Origin of the sequence: Hydrogenoanaerobacterium saccharovorans (assembly GCF_003814745.1) — a bacterium.
Classification (GTDB): Bacteria; Bacillota; Clostridia; order Oscillospirales; family Ruminococcaceae; genus Hydrogenoanaerobacterium; species Hydrogenoanaerobacterium saccharovorans.
This window is the reverse complement of the sequence record NZ_RKRD01000001.1, coordinates 379,789-398,823: the sequence shown is the minus strand read 5'-3', so window position 1 is coordinate 398,823 and position 19,035 is coordinate 379,789. Positions and strand designations below refer to the sequence as shown.

Sequence of the window (19,035 nt, the reverse complement as noted above, 5' to 3'; positions counted from 1 at the left end):
GTTTAAGCCTGTTTACTATTTTTGTCTTTACCTGTATAATAAATTCATATTTGGCAAATTGATAGAAAAACAGGTGAGGTAAAGTGCGTACAACAATCAAAGATATTGCTGCCAAAACCAATTTGTCAGTGACAACGGTTTCTTTGGTGCTTAACAACAAGCCTTCTAAAATATCGCAAAAAACCAAAGAATTAGTGCTTAAAACTGCAAAAGAGATGCACTACCGCCCCAACCAACTTGCAGTAAGCCTTATAAAAAAACGTACCAAAACAATAGGGCTGATTGTATCGGATATCCGCAACAATTTTTTTTCTTCGCTTGCAAAAGGGATTGAAGACGAATGCAGAAAAAACGGTTGGACGCTGATTCTTTGCAATACCAGCGACAATCATCAGCGCGATATTGAATACATCAATGTGCTTGCCAGCAAAAGCGTGGATGGAATTCTTTATTGTATGTCGATTGACAGCAATCTTGAAAATTTTAAACAGAGTTACGACCTACTGGGTACACTGAATATTCCCTTTGTTATGATTGATCGCTCGTATCCCGTGCCAAACCCCGCCATTGTTCGGCTGGACCATATTCGGGGCGGTTATATGGCAACGCGCCACCTGCTGGAGCTTGGGCACAGGCAAATTGCCTGCGTTACTGGGCCTAATTATTTGGAGGATTCACGCGACCGACTGCATGGTTATAAAAAAGCGCTTGATGAAGCCCATATCACGTTTGATGAAAGTTTGATTTTTGAAGGCGGGTACGATATGAACAGCGGAATAGCAGCTGTTGATGCTTTATTTGGCAAAAAATTCACTGCTATATTTGCTTTTAACGATATGATGGCATACGGCGTTTACAAAGGATTGAAAGCGCACGAGCTTCACGTCCCCGCTGACATTTCCGTCATCGGTTATGATGATATTTTTCTTTCAGAAATCTTAGAAGTGCCCCTTACCACCATCAAGCAGCCGATTGGTTTAATGGGTTGTGCCGCAACCAAAAAACTGATTGCTATGATTGAAGACAAGCCTCTTGCAGAAAAAACCACCATCTTTGAGCCTGAACTCATTGTACGCAAAAGTACGGCAGCATACAAGAATTAAACAAATGAAAAAGCCATAAAAATGATGTGGAAAATCACATCATTTTTATGGCTTTTTTGCATATTTTCCTATCAATGTATCTATAGCTACATCAAGGTCATTTGAAACAAAAATGCGTTCTATATCTGCTACGGACATTTTTAATTTTCGTAAAAGAACAATTTGCTTGAAATAATACATACTGTAAAAAAAGAGATAGTGTCACCATATATCATGCTATAACATAAAATAAATAAATTGACGATAGTTTCGTTAACACAATATAAGGAGAGACCATTATGGAAAATTATTCAGGTATGCCTATGAATCCCATGTCTGAAAACATGATACGCCCGGAAAATATGGCAGGAACAGAAAATAAAATGCCGCAAGAGAATATAAACTCTGATTGTTACATAAGAGTGTACCCACACGTTCAAGACATGGTTAATTCAATCAGTGACGAGGACATGTATTATTTAACAGAAGAAGACATAACTTATTTAACAGATGAAGTGGCTCGCAGAAGTAATATAACCAACGATCCTCCAGCGGGGCATAACCCGTTTTCAGCAAGAGACTTTGCAAGAGCTCTCATTATTGGGAGTCTGTTTGACCGGCACAGGAGGCACAGAAGGCGTAGATTCAACCCGTTTTTTCCCTTCTTCTTTCCGTTTTAATATATTGTAAATCGAAAGCCGAGGCGTGTAGCAAAAAAACTCTGCATGCCTCGGCTTTCCTTATCTTGTAGATTATCCCATTCTAACTCATAGCATTATAATAATGAATATTTCACAGCATAGTTAATGGAATTATAAGCAATAAAAAAACCGCTTAAACGCAGTGTTTAAGCGGTTTTTGGCGGAGATGGAGAGACTCGAACTCTCGCGCCGGTTTCCCGACCTACTCCCTTAGCAGGGGAGCCCCTTCACCAACTTGGGTACATCTCCAAATTTAGCTGCCAATAAAAATATTATGTTTTACAAAAAGTAACTGGCGGAGAGGGTGGGATTCGAACCCACGGCTCTTGCGAGTCACTAGTTTTCAAGACTAGCTCCTTAAACCGCTCGGACACCTCTCCATTTTTCGTGACGCAAATTATAATACCATAAAATAATCATAAAGTCAAGGAAAAACCTTTTGTTCCAGTGATATCTACCAATTAAACAATGGTATATTCAAAATTTTGCCACAGTAAACGCATTCCCTCATCTGTTTCGGGGGGCAGCAACGCCATAGCAACGGTATTTTCTATCCCCTGTGCAGATACCAATACCGCATAGTCGCCGTTAATCTGCTTCACAATATATTCAATGGGGTTCATAGCGGTACTCCTTATGTAAAATGTCAATAATACTATTATAACACTTTCTAAGTAAAATCCAACCCATTTTTTAAAATTCATATTTTTATACTCCTAGTTGTTTTCGTATCCCAAACTTGTATGTACCCCTACCACATGGTATAATAATAAGGTTAACATAAACATGTTATCAAACCATCATTTGCTAGGAGGAGTTTTAATGAGCAAGGGTAATTTCTACATTACCACCCCAATCTATTATCCGTCCGACAAACTTCACATCGGACACAGCTACTGCACAGTAGCAACAGACACCATGGCGAGGTTTAAGCGAATGCAGGGGTTTGATGTCATGTTTCTCACCGGTACCGACGAGCACGGGCAAAAAATCCAGCAAAAGGCTGAGGATGCCGGTGTAACCCCACAGCAGTATGTCGACCACATAGTGGATGGCATTAAAGATTTGTGGAAGCTGATGAACATTTCGGAGCACCGTTTTATCCGTACCACGGACGATTACCATGTGGAATCGGTTAAAAAGATTTTTAAAAAGCTTTACGATAAAGGCGATATCTATAAATCTGTTTACAAAGGCAAATACTGCACGCCTTGTGAATCTTTTTGGACAGAAAGCCAGCTGGTTGACGGCAAATGCCCCGACTGCGGGCGCGATGTGATTGACGCCGAGGAAGAGGCATATTTCTTCCGTCTTTCTAACTACGCGGACAAGCTTGTTAAATACTACGAGCAACACCCCGATTTTGTAGAGCCTGCATCCCGCCTCAACGAGATGATTAACAACTTTATCAAACCAGGGTTGGAAGACCTTTGTGTGTCGCGTACCACTTTCGATTGGGGTGTTCCCGTCGATTTCGACCCCAAGCACGTGGTTTATGTTTGGATTGATGCACTGTCAAACTACATCACCGCACTGGGCTACGGCAACGATAAATACAATGACTTTGATAAATACTGGCCTGCCGATGTGCAGTTTGTCGGCAAAGAAATCACTCGTTTTCACACCATCATTTGGCCGGCTATGCTGATGGCACTTGACCTGCCCCTGCCGAAAAAGGTATTTGGTCATGGCTGGCTGCTGATTGACGGCGGTAAAATGAGCAAATCGAAGGGCAACGTGGTGGACCCTGTTGTACTTTGCGAACGTTACGGCGTGGATTCTCTTCGCTATTTCTTAATGCGTGAGTTCCCGTTTGGCTCGGACGGCGTGTTCACCAACGAAGCGCTCATCAACCGTATCAATGCCGACCTTGCAAACGACCTTGGCAACCTTGTATCGCGCACTGTTTCGATGGTGGAAAAATATTTTGGCGGCAAACTGCCGGTACAGCGCAAAGCCGATGTACTGGATGAGGAACTTATCGGCATGGCTAACGCACTGAAGGCAAAATACGATGCTTCGATGGAGCGCTATGCATTTCAGCAGGCTCTCATTGATGTTTTTAAACTGATTTCACGTACCAACAAATATATTGATGAAACGGCACCGTGGGTTTTGGCAAAAGACGAAGCAAATGCACCCCGTCTTGCAACGGTAATGTACAATCTTCTTGAATCCATTCGTATTGCAGCGGTATTGCTTTGCCCTGTAATGCCTGCAACTTCTGAAAAGATACTCAACCAAATTGGTGCTGCACAAGAACTGCGCACTTACGATAGCACTTCGGAATTCGGCAAACTCCCGTTGGATGTTGCTGTAACAAAGGGCGAGACGCTGTTTCCCCGCATTGATACAGCAAAAGAGCTTGCCCTGTTGGAAGAAGAACACGCTGCAAAACAAGCGGCAATTGCAAAAGCGCAGGCACCCAAGGCTGAGGCAAAAAAAGCTGTGCCGGAAGGTGTTGCAACCCTTATTACCATCGATGATTTTGCAAAAGTTGCGCTCAAAGTTGCTCAAATCAAAGAATGTATCAAGGTAGAAAAATCGGACAAACTGCTGAAATTGCAGTTGGACGACGGTACCGATACACTGCGTCAGGTAGTTTCGGGCATTGCATCATGGTATGCGCCCGATGATTTAATCGGCAAAAAAGTTGTGGTTGTATCCAACCTCAAGCCCGCTAAATTGCGCGGGGTAGAAAGCAACGGGATGATTCTTGCTGCAGATGCGGGCGAAAACGACGTTAAGGTACTGTTTGTGGATGAAAGTGTGCCCAACGGATCTACCGTCCGCTAAAATACACATTGTATAAAACGCATTAAAAATTATGGGGGCGGAGATTCATCTCCGCCTTTTTTCAACCAAGGGGGTTTTGCGATGTATCAAAATATCTTTGATTCTCACGCACATTATGACGACGAACGTTTCGAAGAAGACCGCCATGAACTACTCAGTAACCTATTTGCAAACGGTGTGCGCGGGATAGTCAATGCCGCTTCGAGCATGGAATCTTGCCAAACTTCGTTGGCTTTGGCACAGCGTTACCCGCAAGTATATTGTGCCGTGGGTGTTCACCCCGATGCGGCATACTGTTTTACAGAAGATGACCTTACAACACTCTCGCAATTGGCAAAGCAGCCGAAAGTGGTTGCTATCGGCGAGATTGGCTTAGATTATTACTACGACGATGCTTCCCCGCGAGAAGTACAGCGGGCCGTGTTTGAGCGTCAGTTACAGCTTGCAGCTGAATTGAATCTCCCTGTCATCATACACGACCGTGACGCTCACCAGGACACAATGGAGCTTCTGCACAAATACCGCCCGCACGGGGTACTACATTGCTACAGCGGAAGTGCCGAAATGGCAAAAGAAGTGCTGAAACTGGGAATGTACCTCGGTTTCACCGGTGTGGTAACCTTTAAAAACGCCAAAAAAGCAATTGAAGCGGTACAAGCCATCCCGCTTGACCGCTTGCTGATAGAAACAGACTGTCCTTACATGGCACCCGAACCCAACCGCGGCAAACGATGTGACAGCGGCATGCTGGTGCATACCGGCAGTAAGATTGCCGAAATAAAAGGGATTCAACCACAACACCTGTTTGATATTACCTGTCAAAATGTGTGTGAACTGTTTCATATCTCTATAGAGTGACCTTTAAACATAAAAAATACAGGGAGTAATTAAATTACTCCCTGTATTTTTATTTCGATGAACTTTCAGAAGAAGCAGATGATGAACTGCTGTTTTCAATATCCTCGCCTGATGATGTATCTTCTCCGTTTTCAGCGGCACTCTCGTCTTCCGAGGCAAGCTCGTCCTCATCAATGCTAGACACCTGCGGTGTCACAAGCTGTGCCTGGCTTGGGTCAACCCCTTGGGTATCGGGGCCGTCTTTAAGTGCTACAATGTTGTAGCCGCCCTTCACCTTTTTCAGTTCTACCAGCATGATTTTATCCGGCTCGGGCTCGTAGGTATTGCCTTCTGCGTCGGTCTGCCACAGGTTGCCCGGCGGGATATAGCCAACTTCAAGCGTATACAAATCACCTTTATGCGTAATCTTTAAAATTTTGGGGGTGTAAACCGCCATCTGTGTTGCAACGGGGATATTGTAAGCCTTTAGCTCCTCGTCGTAAACATAGCTGATTTCATAGTCACCAAAGCTTTTATGCTGCAACTTTACATCCGGCCCAAACAGCTTTGCTGCCTGAACATCTACATCGGTTGCAGGCAAAATAATCATGCCGTAATCGTCTTTTACAAACTGGTCACGGTCTTTTGAAAGCAGCGTGCTCCAAACCGACGATTGCAGCAGCATCAGCGGGTCTGCATTTTGCGGCGAATCAAAGGTTAATGGGTCAAACATAATCACCGGCAGAATAAAATGCTCCAACTTCTGCTTTTCTTTGGTGTTATCCAAAATCCTACCGGTCATGTTAATACTGGTAATCGCAACGGTAATAAACCCGATTACCGCCATTGCAAAAACCACAATACCGATGGTGCCAAGCGTTTTACGTTTTCTGCGGTTCATGGTTGTCTTTACAATACTCGATCTTTTATTTTCCATCCATACCTCCCACGGCAGTCGCCGCTTGCAGCCATTTTGGCCGATTGATAATGCTCAGTCTTAATTTTTTAAAGGGTTCATCGAATTTGCCCTTCGCCATAAACCAAATATTTATAGGTTGTCATTTCACGAAGCCCCATAGGCCCACGTGCATGCAATTTTTGTGTGGAGATACCAATCTCTGCACCAAAACCAAACTCGCCGCCATCGGTAAACCGTGTAGATGCATTGACGTAAACCGCCGCCGCATCAACTCGCTGCATAAATTTTTGGCTGTTTTCGTAATCGCGGGTAACAATACATTCGCTGTGGCGGGTGCTGTAACGCGTAATGTGTGCAATTGCATCGTCCACATTATCTACCACACGCACCGCAAGAATATAATCTAAAAACTCTGTAGCATAATCTTCTTGGGTTGCAGGTGCAACGCCCTTAAGAATTGCGCGGGTACGTTCACATCCAAGCAGCTTGACATGTTTTTTGGCAAGTGCCTGTGCCGCCTGCGGCAAAAATTTTTCGGCAATATCCTTATGCACCAATAATGTTTCTGCCGCATTGCAAACCGAAGGGCGCTGTGTTTTTGCGTTTACAATAATATCGGTTGCCATAGTAAGGTCGGCATTGTAATCTACATATACATGGCAGTTGCCTGTGCCTGTTTCGATTACCGGAACGGTGGCATTCTGCACCACAGCCCGAATCAGCCCCGCACCGCCGCGCGGTATGAGTACATCGAGGTACCCCGAAAGGCGCATCATCTCATTTGCACTCTCACGCGAGGTGTCTTCCACAAGCAAAATGCAGTCGGCAGGCAGCCCAGCCTGTGCAATGGCGTCGCGCATAATGTTTGCAAGTGCGGTATTCGAGTAAATCGCCTCTTTACCGCCGCGTAAAATACAGGCATTGCCCGATTTAAGGCACAATGCCGCTGCATCTACCGTGACATTGGGGCGTGCCTCAAATATAATACCGATCACGCCCATTGGTACACGTGTTTTTACTATACGGATACCGTTTGGACGGGTAGCACCGCCGAGTACCTCGCCTACGGGGTCATCCATCATAGCAACGCTGTTCACCGCAGAAACAATGCCATTCAGGCGTTCCTTGGTGAGTGTCAACCTATCTATCATTGCGTCACTCATGCCGTTTTCGCGTGCCGCCACAATATCTTCTGCGTTTGCTGCTATAATTTCATCGCAGCGTTTTGTCAGCTGTGTACCGATTGCGTACAGTGCAGTATTTTTAAGCCCTGCATTTGCGGCAGCAAGTGTATAAGACGCCTGTTTCGCACGTTCGCCCAGTTTTTGCATGTCAGTCATAGATGGGCCTCCTTTCTCCAAATCTGCATCTGTCAATATCAAATTAATAATTACGTATTCCTACTTTTGTACTTTATTGGCTACAAAATGAGTTCCCAACGGTTTGCCCTCAAACAGGTCGTAGAGCTTTTTCGGGTTTTTACCGTTGATAATCGCCATATCCACACCGTTGGGGCAGGCAATTTGCGCGGCATGTATTTTAGTGAGCATACCGCCTGTACCGCGGTTAGAGCCCGCTCCGCCTGCTTTTTCGGCAATGCTTTCATCCAGTTCTTCCACACGCGGTATCAGTTTTGCATGTGGGTCTTTACGGGGGTCTGCATCATATAGCCCGTCAATATCGCTCATAATCACCAGTGCATCGGCGTTGGTTAAAACCGCAACCAGTGCAGAAAGCGTATCGTTATCGCCAAACTCGATTTCTTCAACCGAGACAGTATCATTTTCGTTTACTACAGGGATGGTGTTCATCTGCATCAGCCGCTCAAAAGCATTGATACAATTTTCTTTTCGAGCATCCGATTCAATCACATCGCGGGTAAGCAAAACTTGCGCCACATTGTGGTTGTATTCAGAAAAAAGCTTATCGTACATATACATCAGTTCGCACTGACCAATGGCGGCAACCGCCTGCTTGGAGGGCGTATCGCTCGGGCGATTTTTCAGCCCTAATTTACCCACACCAACCGCAATTGCACCGGAAGATACCAATATAATTTCTTTCCCGCTGTTTTTGATGTCGGACAAAACCTGAACCAACTCTTCTATCCTGCGGATATTAACAAGCCCTGTTTCATGTGTCAGGGTGGATGTTCCAACTTTAATTACAACTCTTTTTGCGTCTTGAAAACAACTCACAATGTGTTCCCCTTTTATGTTTCAATTCTTTTATTATAACACGGAAAGGCAAGTGCCTGCAAATGGCAAACATCAGCAAGAAATCCCCGCCGTTTGCAGTAGATCCACACGCAACTTGACGATACGTTGTTCATCCATTTCTGCAACTGTAAGCCGCAGTGTGTCGTACACAAAACTTTCACCCACCTGCGGGATGTGCTCGAGGATTTCGAGTGCCCATCCGCCTACCGTGGAGTACTCGCATTCAAAATTCTTACACTGATACCCTATTTCTTCAAAGAAATCTTCAATATTGCAATCGCCCTGCACTTCGCAGCAGGTATCGGATATGCGCACTATGTCATGGGTAACCTCGTCGCTCTCATCCCAGATTTCACCTACCAGCTCCTCCAAGATGTCCTCCATTGTCACAAGCCCCAAAGTACCGCCATATTCATCGGTAACAATCGCCATGTGCAGTTTTTGCCGTTTAAAATCACTCAGCAGGTCAGATATCTTTTTAGAACGGTGCACATAGATGCAATTTCGAACCAAATCCTGGATATCTATGTTGTTTTTATGCACAAAGCAGTTGAGTAAATCTTTACCGTAGATAATACCAATAATATTGTCGATGGAGTTTTTATATACAGGGATGCGTGAATACCCATGCTCAACAGCGGCATTTAAAATGTCATTCAAATCATCGTCTATATCAATTGCTGTCATATCCACACGGGGGATGAGAATTTCTTGCACGGTAGTATCATCAAAATCCAGCGCCGATTGGATAATATCGCTCTCTTGCTCGTCGAGTACCCCTTCCACCTCACTGTTTTGGATGATAGTCTTCAGCTCTTGCTCCGTTACAGACGGGTCGGTCTCTGTACGCTTTGACTTTACTGTTTTTTGCAGCGTAGTAAAGAACCATGCAACCGGTGATAGAACAATCTGTATAAAGTAAAGCGGCTTGGCGACGCGAAGCACAATGATTTCGGCATGCTCTTTTGCATAGCTTTTCGGCAGTATCTCGCCAAAGATGAGCACCAAAACAGTAAGTACAATGGTGGATACCGCAGCACCCGACGCGCCAAGCAGTACCGTTGCCGCTACAGTGGCAATCGAAGATGCCGAAAGGTTTACCACATTGTTACCGATAAGGATGGTGGATAATATGCGGTCAAAATTATCGACTATGCGCAATGCCAGTTTTGCATTGTCATTCCCGTCATCCGCCATATTTTGTATGCGGATTCTGTTCATACACGACAGCGCCGTTTCTGATGCAGAAAAAAATGCCGAAGCGGCAAGCAATAAAATCAATATAAAATACAAGACTGGACTGGGTGTGTCCAACTACCATCAACTCTACTTTCTCATTTTTAAAATTTTTGTCTTATATAAATATGTATGCGTAATTGTATTTTAGCAAACAAGGCGGAATTTCTCAACAGTTAAACAAAATAATTTACAGACCTGCAACAAAAAAGGGCATGAATACCGGTGTATCCATACCCTGCATTTTATTTTACACATAAATCCACTATCAATGTTACCAAAATGGGGGTTGCAATGATGACCGGTGGTTTTATCGCAAGCACAAGCAATTTTATCCGCTGAGTGCGGGTTACAGCAACCGTCTCCTCTTCCTCTGCCTCAGGCAATTCACTCGGTGGTGTATCCGGGTCGCCATCGGTTAATTCGGTCGCTTTGTTTACTGTTGCAGGGGGTACTTGCCTTACATTATAAACAGCCAACAGAACGGGCACCACAAGAAGCGTCCAGTATACGATGTTGATTTGTAAGAAACCTACAAGATTGACAGCCACATATGTAAGCGGACATGCCAAAAACCAAATAAGCGTATACAGCCGTTTGATTTTTTTGTCCTGTTTCTCAAGCTCTTTATCCAACGTTTTTTCGACATAGGACTACTCCCCTTTTTCGTTTCTGATGCTGTTGCGGTAGCTTTTTGCAAGCTGTTCTGTTTTATTCTCGCCAAAGCAGTAGTACACTTTATTCTTCAAATTATCGGGCAGATATTGTTGCGCCACCCAATGGTTGGGGTAATTATGCGGGTAAAGGTAGGTAAGCGCACGTCCCAGTTTTTGCGCCCCCGCGTAGTGCCCGTCCTTTAAACTTGCGGGAATGTCACCTGTTCTGCCCGCCTTTACATCTTCCATTGCTGCGTCGATTGCTACGATTGCAGAATTGGATTTAGGCGCGGTGCACATCAAAATCACAGCTTGTGCAAGCGGAATGCGTGCCTCGGGCAAGCCCAATTGCAAAGCAGAATCAACGCAGGCTTTTACGATAGAAACTGCCGATGGGTACGCAAGCCCAACGTCTTCACTCGCCATCACCAACAGGCGGCGGCAAGGCGAAAGCAGGTCGCCTGCTTCAAGCAGCCGTGCCAAGTAATGCAGTGCCGCGTTTTCGTCCGAGCCACGCACCGATTTTTGCAGAGCCGAAAGAATATCGTAGTGGGCATCGCCGTCACGGTCGTACTTCATTGCACTGCGTTGGCTTACTTGCAGCGCGTCTTCCATGGTTACCACGCGCGCACCTGTTTCGTTTGTCGGTGCCGCGAGCGTGCACATTTCTACCGCGTTCATTGCCTTGCGCACGTCTCCGCCGCAGCTTTGCGCAATGTGCTGTGCCACACCCTCCTCCAAAGAAATGGCACAGCCAAGCTCTTTTTCCATTTCACCAAAGCCGCGCATTACCGCAGGGATAATGTCCTGTGCATCAACAGGTTTGAATTCAAACACTGTGCTGCGGCTGAGGATGGCGTTGTAAACGTAAAAATACGGGTTTTCGGTGGTGGACGCAATCAGTGTAACCTGCCCGTTTTCTATAAACTCCAGCAAGCTTTGCTGCTGCTTTTTGTTGAGATACTGAATCTCATCCAAATAAAGCAGAATACCGTTCATCCCGCCGAATGTATCACACTCGGCAACCACATCCTTAATATCCGCGGTGGATGCAGTCGTTCCGTTTAGCTTAAACAGTTTTTTGCCTGCTGCTTGTGCAATGATACGAGCAACGGTGGTTTTACCCACCCCCGATGGGCCGTAAAAGATGAGATTGGGGATATTGCCGCTTTCCACAATGCGCCGCAGAACCTTATCGCTGCCCAATATGTGCTTTTGCCCCACAACCTCATCCAAGCTTTGGGGGCGTATTCTGTCCGCAAGCGGTGACGACATCATCTCATCTCCTCATCTTTAATAATCTTTCAAACAATCATCTGCGTTTTATTCGTACAGAGGGTATTTTGCGCACAGAGCATCAACACCTGTGCGGATTTCATCGGCTTTGTTCTCAAAGTGGGTAGCGGTTAGGTAGATAAATTCCGCAATCTTCTCCATATCCTCTTCGTTCATGCCGCGGCTTGTCACTGCGGGGGTACCAATACGAATACCGCTGGTGATGAACGGGCTCTGCGGGTCGTTGGGGATGGCATTTTTATTCACGGTAATGTACACTTCATCCAGCCTGTGCTCCAGTTCTTTGCCGGTAATATTCATATTGCGCAGGTCGAGCAGCATAAGGTGGTTGTCGGTATCGCCCGATACTAAATCGAAGCCTTTTGCTTTTAATGCATTTGCAAGTGCCTTTGCATTTTTAACAATCTGATGCTGATAAGTTTTAAACTCCGGTTTGAGTGCCTCGCCAAAGCATACCGCCTTGGATGCAATGATGTGCATGAGCGGGCCGCCCTGTGTACCCGGGAAGATTGCCTTGTCAATGGCTTTGCCGTACTGCTCTTTGCACAGAATCATACCGCCGCGCGGGCCGCGCAGGGTTTTATGTGTGGTGGTGGTAACAATGTCTGCATACGGCACCGGCGAGGGATGTTCGCCTGCGGCAACCAAGCCTGCAATATGCGCCATATCCACCATAAGCAATGCGCCAACCTTATCTGCAATTTCGCGCAGTTTTGCAAAATCTATGGTTCTGGGGTAAGCAGACGCACCCGCTACAATCATTTTTGGTTTGTGTTCTTCTGCAATTTTCAGTACATTGTCGTAATCGATCATGCCGCTTTTTGCATCCACACCGTAAGATACAAAATGAAAGTATTTACCCGAAACGTTCACGAGGGAACCATGGGTAAGGTGCCCGCCGTCTGCAAGGCTCATGCCAAGCACGGTATCGCCCGGCTGCAGCAGAGCAAAGTATACGGCAAAGTTTGCCTGTGCACCGGAATGGGGCTGCACATTGACATGCTCTGCACCAAACAGTTTTTTGGCACGTTCAATTGCAATATCCTCGGCAATATCAACACATTGGCAGCCGCCGTAATAACGTTTGCCTGAGTAACCCTCGGCATATTTGTTGGTAAGGATACTGCCCATTGCAGCCATCACCGCAGGAGAAACAAGGTTTTCAGAGGCAATCAGTTCAATATTTCTGCGCTGACGTTTCAGCTCCTTGTCCATTGCTTCTGCTACCTCGGGGTCGTATTTTGCCACCAGTCCGATGGAATTCATCATATCCGCGTACATAGTTCATCTTCCTCTCAAATTATTTCCGATTTCTACACACAATTTGTAATTATTATACCGCGAAAGCAGTCGATTCGCAAGTAAAATGCCCATACACCTTGTAAGTAGTACCAATGACTTTTATTGACTATCCCTCCCGCTACACCTATAATAGGAAGCAAGAATAAGGGGGGCGCAGAGTTGTATGAGTAAGCAAAAGATATTGCAGGTTTTGGAGCAGCAAAAAGGGAGTTATGTATCGGGCGAAGAACTGGCAGGCATGCTGGGCCTTTCACGGGCAGCTGTTTGGAAGTCCATCCGCTCACTCAAAGAAGAGGGTTACCATATAAACAGTAAAACCGGCAGCGGCTATTATTTGGATGAAAGCACCGATGCACTGCTTGAGAGTAAAATACGTGCTAATTTGCATACACAGCGGCTGGGCAGCCCGCTTACCATATACAAAACAGTCGATTCCACCAACATCCGACTGCGCACTGCCGCTTACGACGGAGCGCCCGAAGGCGCTGTACTTATTGCAGATGAGCAAACCGCCGGCAAAGGCAGGTTGGGCAGAAGCTTTTACTCGCCCAAACACAACGGCATTTATATGAGCGTTTTACTGCGCCCCGAACTGCCGTTTGATAAAATCCATTTTCTCACCATGCTCTCTGCCGTTTGCGTGGTTGAAGCAATACAAACAGTTACCGGACTTGTTCCGCAGATAAAATGGGTAAACGATATTTTGTTGGACGGTAAAAAACTTTGCGGCATCCTTAGTGAAGCAACCGTTGAGGGCGAAAGCGGCAAGCTGAATTTTGTAGTGGTGGGGATTGGCGTAAACATTGGCAGCACGCGGCAGTTCCCGGCTTTGCAAGGCAACGTTCCCGGCGCTTTGGGTGATTTTTCTTCGGCGGAGTTCTCGCGCTGTACACTGATTGCAGAAATTTTAAATAACTTAGAGAAATATTATTACCCCTATATCGAAACACAAGACAACAGCGCATTTTTATATAAATATAAAAAATGCCTGTGCTTACTGGGCAAACCGATTACCGTTGTACAGGGCAGTAAAACCTACCCTGCCACTGCGGTTGACCTTACACCGGAGGGCGGCTTACTGGTGCGAACAGAAAGCGGAGAATTTACAGAGCTGACTTCGGGTGAAGTAAGCATAAGATTATAATTTAAATATTAAAGCGTTTGAAGCAGTTGCGGCTTTCAGGCGCTTTTTTATTTGCACCCTCCATCCTGTTTTTACATAGAATGTGAATGATAGCCCACCATAGGCTTCAAAATTACCAAAACAAAAAGGAGCAGAAATTTCTATGGAAAATATGATTATGCTAAGCAGGATGGAAAGCGCCCCCGCCTTGCCAACCATGCCTGTTGTGCCTACCCCTCGTATGCCTGCCCCACCGGCTCCACAGGCACCGCGTACTGTGGCCGCACCGCCTGTTGTGCAGGAAGCACCTAAAATGCCCCCCAAACCAGAAATGTCTAACGTACATGGAGCAAACCAGATGAATAACATGGCTGAAATGTCCAATGTTCGCGGAACGCAGATGAGTAATATGCCTGAAATGTCTAACGTACGCGGAACACAGATGAGTAATATGCCTGAAATGTCCAACGTACGCGGAACGCAGATGAGTAATATGCCTGAAATGTCTAACGTACGTGGAACACAGATGAGTAATATGCCTGAAATGTCTAACGTACGCGGAACACAGATGAGTAATATGCCTGAAATGTCCAACGTACGCGGAACACAGATGAGTAATATGCCTGAAATGTCCAACGTACGCGGAACACAGATGAGCAATATGCCTGAAATGTCCAATGTTCAGGGAACAAACCAGATGAATAACATGGCCGGTATGCAAGAAATGCGTCAAATGGCAGCAACAACAATGCAAGATTGTTATATGCCTGCTTTGGCAATGGCATATGTCCCTATGCAAAAATGGCGCGGTATTTACGAACCTGATGTGGCGTTTGCCAGAGCTACTCTCTTTTCCGAGCTTGACAAGCCATTTATCGGTGAGGAGGTTCGATTCAGATGACCAATGAACAAAAAGTATTGTCTAATCGCCTAAAAGTAAGTGGTTTTATTCTGCTTGAAGTTGGTCTTTATCTTGATACACATCCCACCGACCAAGACGCACTTGCTTACTACAAAAAATACAACGACATTTATGACCAGACAAAAAAAGAGTACATCGAGAAATATGGTCCCATCATGCAAACCGACTATAACGGAGGCGACCGCTGGGATTGGGTAGACGGTCCATGGCCTTGGGAACATCAGGAAGAGGAGGGCTGACTTATGTGGAAATATCTAAAAAAATTACAATATCCTGTTAAGATTAAAACTCCGAATCCTGCCAGTGCCAAACTCATCCTTGCACAACTCGGCGGACCCGACGGAGAAATGGGTGCTGCAACTCGTTACCTAAACCAACGTTATGCAATGCCTTACGATGAAGGAAAGGCAACTTTAACCGATATTGGTACTGAAGAATTAGCACACGAAGAAATGATTTCGGCGCTTGTGTACCAGCTGACACGCAACCTTACACCAAAGCAAATCAAAGAGAGCGGATTTGATACCTACTTTATCAATCATACTACCGGCATCTACCCGAGCGATGCAAACGGTACGCCCTTTACCGCGGCAACACTGCAGTCTACCGGTGATACGATTACCGACTTATTTGAGGACATGGCAGCAGAACAAAAAGCCCGCACTACCTATGATAACATCCTGCGCCTTGTTGATGACCCCGATGTACGCGATGTCATCAAGTTTTTGCGTGAGCGCGAAATCGTGCACTTCCAGCGCTTCGGCGAAACCCTGCGTATCGCACAGGAACGTCTTGATTCCAAAAACTTCTATGCATTTAACCCCGCATTTGATACGCCCAGAAGATAATCCCAGATGAATATCCCCCTCGTTCTTATGGCAATTACATAGGATGGGGGGATATTCTTTGTTGAAGAAACACTAAAAAAGAATCCGTGCGGTTTGCACGGATTCTTTTACATAAGGCATTTTTGCAGAAACATACGAATGTTGCCCTCTTCGCTTTTTCGGTCTGCCCCATGTCTCCCCATACGGTCGCATAAGCCAAGCAAAGCAATTTCTTCAATATCGGTTTGATTTTTCATCGTTTCAATATCCGCAAACGGCATGGAACGAACCACAAAAAGAATTTGCATATGCCACCTTACCAGGTTTGCCACTTGTTCAATAAAATGCTCATCCTCAATAAATTCCAGCAAAAACTGTCTTGCTTTTTCGGCGCCTACCTTATCATGGTCGTAAGATATAATTCGGTCTTTTTTCATTCGCGTTGTATATGCTTTGCCAATATCATGCAGCAAAGCAGCCCACATAAATGCATGAGGGCTTTTGCTATTCATTTTTACTTTTGCTGCCTCATCAATTACCAACATAGTATGGTTCCATACACTGCCCTCGGGATGATGCTGCATGGATTGCGGGGTGTTTTTGAGTTTGCTCAGCATTGTAAACGGAAAAACCGAAAAAAACAGGTTGTCTTGTATTGCATTAAAATATTCAGAGGGCTGCTCATCGGTTAACAGATGCTCGTTCATTTGTTTGAACATTAATTGCTTGTCACTCATTTTTTCTTCTCATCATTAGTGTCTTTTAAGCCAAATACCGCTCTTGCACTTTCCGCTTGCGGGTCATGCTTAATGTTTTTTGAGTGAAACTTGCCGTCCGATTTTTTGCCGTTTTTGGTGCTTCTTTTACTATTATCAACGTTCATATTCATTCTCCAATCCAAAGATTTTTATTAGTTTATGAATTTCAAGCTGTTTTATGAAACCGAAATCAATATTTGTACCAACCAACGCTACAGCCGTTTTTCCAGTTCATTCAAATCGGTTATCGGCGGGGTACATGTATTGTTTTCACAAATATAATAAGCGGTTTTACCGTCTTTCAGCCCGTAATCCTGCAAAAACTCTAAAATCTGCCCAGTTGAATCGTCTTCGGTAGGTTTTTTCACCAAAACCACTGTGTTAGGCAAAAAGTGCTTGCGCAGCACTTCCTTCAATATATGCAAATCTTCTTGATTCTTCGCCACACATACAACTTCTCGGGTTGGGTAAAGGGCAAGCATTGCAGCCATCAGCCCAAAGCTGAAGCCTGCAGGATAATGCTCCATACCGGATGTCAAAAAATTCAGCTGCTTTTCGGCAAGCTCTTCAAGCCGAGGTTCACCTGTCAATTTAGCAAGCCGTATCAATACATATCCAGTAACCGAATTACCGGAAGGAATTGCACCATCGTAAGTTTCTTTGGGGCGAAGAATAAGGTTTTGATTGTCTTTACCATAAAGAAAGAATCCGCCGTTTTCTTCATCTGCAAACAGCTCTGTTATCTGCTGAATATAAAACAGCGATTTTTCCAAATATTCCGCCTTAAAGGTTGCTTCGTAAAGCTCAAGCGATGCCCATGCAGTAAAGGCATAGTCATCCAAGTACCCTATTCCCATTGTTTCGCCATCGCGGTAACGTACACTCAGCCTACCATCTTTTAAAGTGAGGTTTTGTGTGGTAAACTCCATCGCTTTTTCTGCTGTTTGAAGGTAAATTTCATTTCCAAGTACCTGATACGCTTTTGCAAATGCACCAATCATTAAAGAGTTCCATGATGTCAAAATCTTATCGTCTTTGTGCAACTTTGTACGGGTAAGGCGATAATCGTATATTTTTTTGCAAAGAGCTTCGATTCTTTCGTCCGATTTACTATAGGCATAGTTGCCGATTAAATTGGGGATATTGCTGCCCTCAAAGTTACCCTGTGGGGTAATATCAAAATAGCCGTTAAAATAGGCTCCTTCATCTTCGCCCAGTATTTCAATAACCTCTCTCGGTTCTAAAACATAATATTTGCCCTCAATCCCCTCGCTGTCTGCGTCTTGTGCACAGTAAAAACCACCTTTTTCGCTCATCATTTCTCGTTGAACGTAAAGCAGTGTCTTTTCGGCAATGCGCCGATACAGCTCGTTTTTGGTAAGCTGGTATGTTTCTAAATAGGTTATGGCAAGTAAGGCATTATCGTACAACATTTTTTCAAAATGTGGAACCAGCCATCGCTCGTCGGTAGAATAGCGCGAAAAACCAAACCCGACATGGTCAAACATCCCGCCCTTATACATTTGCTTTAATGTTTTTTCTACCATAAGCAATGCATTTTTTTCTCGTTCCAGCACACTCCATCTCAGCAAAAACATCAGGTTGTGAGGGGTGGGGAATTTAGGTGCTTTGCCAAAACCGCCATACTGTGGGTCAAAAGATTTTAACAAAAGGTTATATGCTTGTTCGACAAGTGCTTTTGATAATATTCCGTCGCTCGTTTGCTGCTCCTGCCTTTTCATATACTCAACGATTTTACCGGCAGACTCCAGCAGTTTGTCTTTTTCTTGTTTCCATTGCTGCGATACCGCCTCTAAAATCTCCATTAATCCTGGTATTTGGTAGCGCGTATGCTTGGGGAAATAGGTACCCGCAAAAAGCGGTTGTTGGTTGGGAGTCATCAAAATCGTCATTGGCCACCCGCCCGAGCCTGTAAGAGCTTGGCAAACATTCATGTAAACCGAATCAATATCGGGGCGTTCTTCTTTATCCACCTTAATTGCAATAAAATTGCGGTTGAGCATTGCCGCAACCTCATCATCTTCAAACGATTCGCGCTCCATCACATGGCACCAATGGCAAGTGCTGTAGCCAATGCTTAAAAAAATGGGCTTGTTTTCTTTTTGAGCCCGTGCAAATGCCTCATCACCCCACGGGTACCAATCCACAGGGTTGTATGCGTGCTGCAACAGATAGGGGGATTTTTCTGCTATCAGACGATTTGTTTTTTTGTTATCGGGTGCCATCTTATCACCTTTTAATATTTATTTTTGACCTTGGTTGTTAGTATGTGCAGTACCAAGCAAAAAAATAAATATGCAGGGCATATTCTACTATGAATACACCCTGCATGTTTTTATT

General features: G+C 44.9%; 19 protein-coding genes and 2 tRNA genes. 8 read left to right on the top strand and 13 right to left on the bottom strand.

What is annotated here, in order from left to right; all coding sequences use genetic code 11:
- Positions 1 to 83: 83 nt before the first annotated feature.
- Positions 84 to 1,103: a LacI family DNA-binding transcriptional regulator gene (locus EDD70_RS01860; RefSeq protein WP_092753571.1), complete on the top strand. Its 1,020-nt coding sequence runs from the start codon at positions 84 to 86 to the stop codon at positions 1,101 to 1,103.
- Between the two features lie 278 nt (positions 1,104 to 1,381).
- Entirely contained in the window at positions 1,382 to 1,762 is a 381-nt protein-coding gene (locus tag EDD70_RS01855; protein WP_092753573.1) for a hypothetical protein, read from the top strand.
- Between the two features lie 179 nt (positions 1,763 to 1,941).
- On the opposite strand, the gene EDD70_RS01850 is transcribed toward EDD70_RS01855, so the two are convergent.
- From EDD70_RS01850 to EDD70_RS14855, 3 genes are all read right to left on the bottom strand, one after another.
- Positions 1,942 to 2,032 (bottom strand) — tRNA-Ser (locus EDD70_RS01850).
- A gap of 44 nt (positions 2,033 to 2,076) precedes the next feature.
- Positions 2,077 to 2,163, bottom strand: a tRNA-Ser gene (locus tag EDD70_RS01845).
- Between the two features lie 81 nt (positions 2,164 to 2,244).
- Positions 2,245 to 2,406, bottom strand: coding sequence for a hypothetical protein (locus EDD70_RS14855; RefSeq protein WP_162840859.1), 162 nt, complete (start codon positions 2,404 to 2,406; stop codon positions 2,245 to 2,247).
- A 199-nt stretch (positions 2,407 to 2,605) separates the two neighbouring features.
- On the opposite strand from EDD70_RS14855, the gene metG reads away from it, so the two are divergent.
- Positions 2,606 to 4,579 carry a methionine--tRNA ligase gene (gene metG / locus EDD70_RS01840; protein WP_092753575.1) on the top strand — a complete coding sequence of 658 codons (1,974 nt, stop codon included), beginning with the start codon at positions 2,606 to 2,608 and terminating at the stop codon, positions 4,577 to 4,579.
- Positions 4,580 to 4,660: 81 nt separating this feature from the next.
- Positions 4,661 to 5,437 carry a TatD family hydrolase gene (locus EDD70_RS01835; RefSeq protein ID WP_092753577.1) on the top strand — a complete coding sequence of 259 codons (777 nt, stop codon included), beginning with the start codon at positions 4,661 to 4,663 and terminating at the stop codon, positions 5,435 to 5,437.
- Positions 5,438 to 5,486: 49 nt separating this feature from the next.
- Here EDD70_RS01835 and EDD70_RS01830 read toward each other — a convergent pair whose 3' ends face one another.
- The 7 genes from EDD70_RS01830 to glyA form a co-directional block, all read right to left on the bottom strand.
- Positions 5,487 to 6,353, bottom strand: coding sequence for a hypothetical protein (locus EDD70_RS01830; RefSeq protein ID WP_092753579.1), 867 nt, complete (start codon positions 6,351 to 6,353; stop codon positions 5,487 to 5,489).
- Between the two features lie 77 nt (positions 6,354 to 6,430).
- The gene (locus EDD70_RS01825) at positions 6,431 to 7,675 is read right to left on the bottom strand and encodes a glutamate-5-semialdehyde dehydrogenase (protein WP_092753581.1); all 1,245 of its coding nucleotides are present in this window, start codon (positions 7,673 to 7,675) and stop codon (positions 6,431 to 6,433) included.
- Between the two features lie 60 nt (positions 7,676 to 7,735).
- Entirely contained in the window at positions 7,736 to 8,536 is an 801-nt protein-coding gene (proB, locus tag EDD70_RS01820; RefSeq protein WP_423230125.1) for a glutamate 5-kinase, read from the bottom strand.
- Between the two features lie 69 nt (positions 8,537 to 8,605).
- Positions 8,606 to 9,835 (bottom strand): hemolysin family protein, encoded by a 1,230-nt coding sequence (locus EDD70_RS01815; protein ID WP_279220871.1) that lies wholly within the window; start codon positions 9,833 to 9,835, stop codon positions 8,606 to 8,608.
- Between the two features lie 200 nt (positions 9,836 to 10,035).
- Entirely contained in the window at positions 10,036 to 10,425 is a 390-nt protein-coding gene (locus tag EDD70_RS01810) for a hypothetical protein (protein ID WP_092753587.1), read from the bottom strand.
- Between the two features lie 18 nt (positions 10,426 to 10,443).
- Positions 10,444 to 11,721 (bottom strand): replication-associated recombination protein A, encoded by a 1,278-nt coding sequence (locus tag EDD70_RS01805; protein WP_092753589.1) that lies wholly within the window; start codon positions 11,719 to 11,721, stop codon positions 10,444 to 10,446.
- Between the two features lie 48 nt (positions 11,722 to 11,769).
- A complete protein-coding gene (gene glyA, locus EDD70_RS01800) occupies positions 11,770 to 13,023 on the bottom strand; it encodes a serine hydroxymethyltransferase (protein WP_092753591.1) in 1,254 nt (417 codons plus the stop codon).
- Positions 13,024 to 13,207: 184 nt separating this feature from the next.
- On the opposite strand from glyA, the gene EDD70_RS01795 reads away from it, so the two are divergent.
- From EDD70_RS01795 to EDD70_RS01780, 4 genes are all read left to right on the top strand, one after another.
- Positions 13,208 to 14,188, top strand: a complete 981-nt coding sequence (locus EDD70_RS01795; RefSeq protein WP_092753593.1) for a biotin--[acetyl-CoA-carboxylase] ligase — start codon at positions 13,208 to 13,210, stop codon at positions 14,186 to 14,188.
- Positions 14,189 to 14,330: 142 nt separating this feature from the next.
- Positions 14,331 to 15,068 carry a spore coat associated protein CotJA gene (locus tag EDD70_RS15110; RefSeq protein WP_243116504.1) on the top strand — a complete coding sequence of 246 codons (738 nt, stop codon included), beginning with the start codon at positions 14,331 to 14,333 and terminating at the stop codon, positions 15,066 to 15,068.
- Positions 15,065 to 15,328: a spore coat protein CotJB gene (locus tag EDD70_RS01785; RefSeq protein WP_092753595.1), complete on the top strand. Its 264-nt coding sequence runs from the start codon at positions 15,065 to 15,067 to the stop codon at positions 15,326 to 15,328. Before EDD70_RS15110 ends, EDD70_RS01785 begins: the two co-directional genes overlap by 4 nt.
- A gap of 3 nt (positions 15,329 to 15,331) precedes the next feature.
- Entirely contained in the window at positions 15,332 to 15,937 is a 606-nt protein-coding gene (locus EDD70_RS01780; protein WP_092753597.1) for a manganese catalase family protein, read from the top strand.
- Between the two features lie 107 nt (positions 15,938 to 16,044).
- On the opposite strand, the gene EDD70_RS01775 is transcribed toward EDD70_RS01780, so the two are convergent.
- From EDD70_RS01775 to EDD70_RS01770, 3 genes are all read right to left on the bottom strand, one after another.
- Positions 16,045 to 16,653 carry an HDIG domain-containing metalloprotein gene (locus tag EDD70_RS01775; RefSeq protein WP_092753599.1) on the bottom strand — a complete coding sequence of 203 codons (609 nt, stop codon included), beginning with the start codon at positions 16,651 to 16,653 and terminating at the stop codon, positions 16,045 to 16,047.
- On the bottom strand, positions 16,650 to 16,799 hold the full coding sequence (locus EDD70_RS14850; RefSeq protein WP_162840860.1) for a CPC_1213 family protein: 150 nt from the start codon (positions 16,797 to 16,799) through the stop codon (positions 16,650 to 16,652). Before EDD70_RS14850 ends, EDD70_RS01775 begins: the two co-directional genes overlap by 4 nt.
- A gap of 87 nt (positions 16,800 to 16,886) precedes the next feature.
- Entirely contained in the window at positions 16,887 to 18,920 is a 2,034-nt protein-coding gene (locus EDD70_RS01770; RefSeq protein ID WP_092753601.1) for a thioredoxin domain-containing protein, read from the bottom strand.
- Positions 18,921 to 19,035: the final 115 nt, after the last annotated feature.

Coding starts and splice junctions, on each gene's coding strand:
- EDD70_RS01855 (WP_092753573.1), top strand. CDS start 1,382: ATGGAAAATTATTCAGGTATGCCTATGAATCCCATGTCTGAAAACATG.
- EDD70_RS14855 (WP_162840859.1), bottom strand. CDS start 2,406: ATGAACCCCATTGAATATATTGTGAAGCAGATTAACGGCGACTATGCG.
- metG (WP_092753575.1), top strand. CDS start 2,606: ATGAGCAAGGGTAATTTCTACATTACCACCCCAATCTATTATCCGTCC.
- EDD70_RS01835 (WP_092753577.1), top strand. CDS start 4,661: ATGTATCAAAATATCTTTGATTCTCACGCACATTATGACGACGAACGT.
- EDD70_RS01830 (WP_092753579.1), bottom strand. CDS start 6,353: ATGGAAAATAAAAGATCGAGTATTGTAAAGACAACCATGAACCGCAGA.
- EDD70_RS01825 (WP_092753581.1), bottom strand. CDS start 7,675: ATGACTGACATGCAAAAACTGGGCGAACGTGCGAAACAGGCGTCTTAT.
- EDD70_RS01805 (WP_092753589.1), bottom strand. CDS start 11,721: ATGTCGTCACCGCTTGCGGACAGAATACGCCCCCAAAGCTTGGATGAG.
- glyA (WP_092753591.1), bottom strand. CDS start 13,023: ATGTACGCGGATATGATGAATTCCATCGGACTGGTGGCAAAATACGAC.
- EDD70_RS01795 (WP_092753593.1), top strand. CDS start 13,208: ATGAGTAAGCAAAAGATATTGCAGGTTTTGGAGCAGCAAAAAGGGAGT.
- EDD70_RS15110 (WP_243116504.1), top strand. CDS start 14,331: ATGGAAAATATGATTATGCTAAGCAGGATGGAAAGCGCCCCCGCCTTG.
- EDD70_RS01785 (WP_092753595.1), top strand. CDS start 15,065: ATGACCAATGAACAAAAAGTATTGTCTAATCGCCTAAAAGTAAGTGGT.
- EDD70_RS01780 (WP_092753597.1), top strand. CDS start 15,332: ATGTGGAAATATCTAAAAAAATTACAATATCCTGTTAAGATTAAAACT.
- EDD70_RS01775 (WP_092753599.1), bottom strand. CDS start 16,653: ATGAGTGACAAGCAATTAATGTTCAAACAAATGAACGAGCATCTGTTA.
- EDD70_RS14850 (WP_162840860.1), bottom strand. CDS start 16,799: ATGAACGTTGATAATAGTAAAAGAAGCACCAAAAACGGCAAAAAATCG.
- EDD70_RS01770 (WP_092753601.1), bottom strand. CDS start 18,920: ATGGCACCCGATAACAAAAAAACAAATCGTCTGATAGCAGAAAAATCC.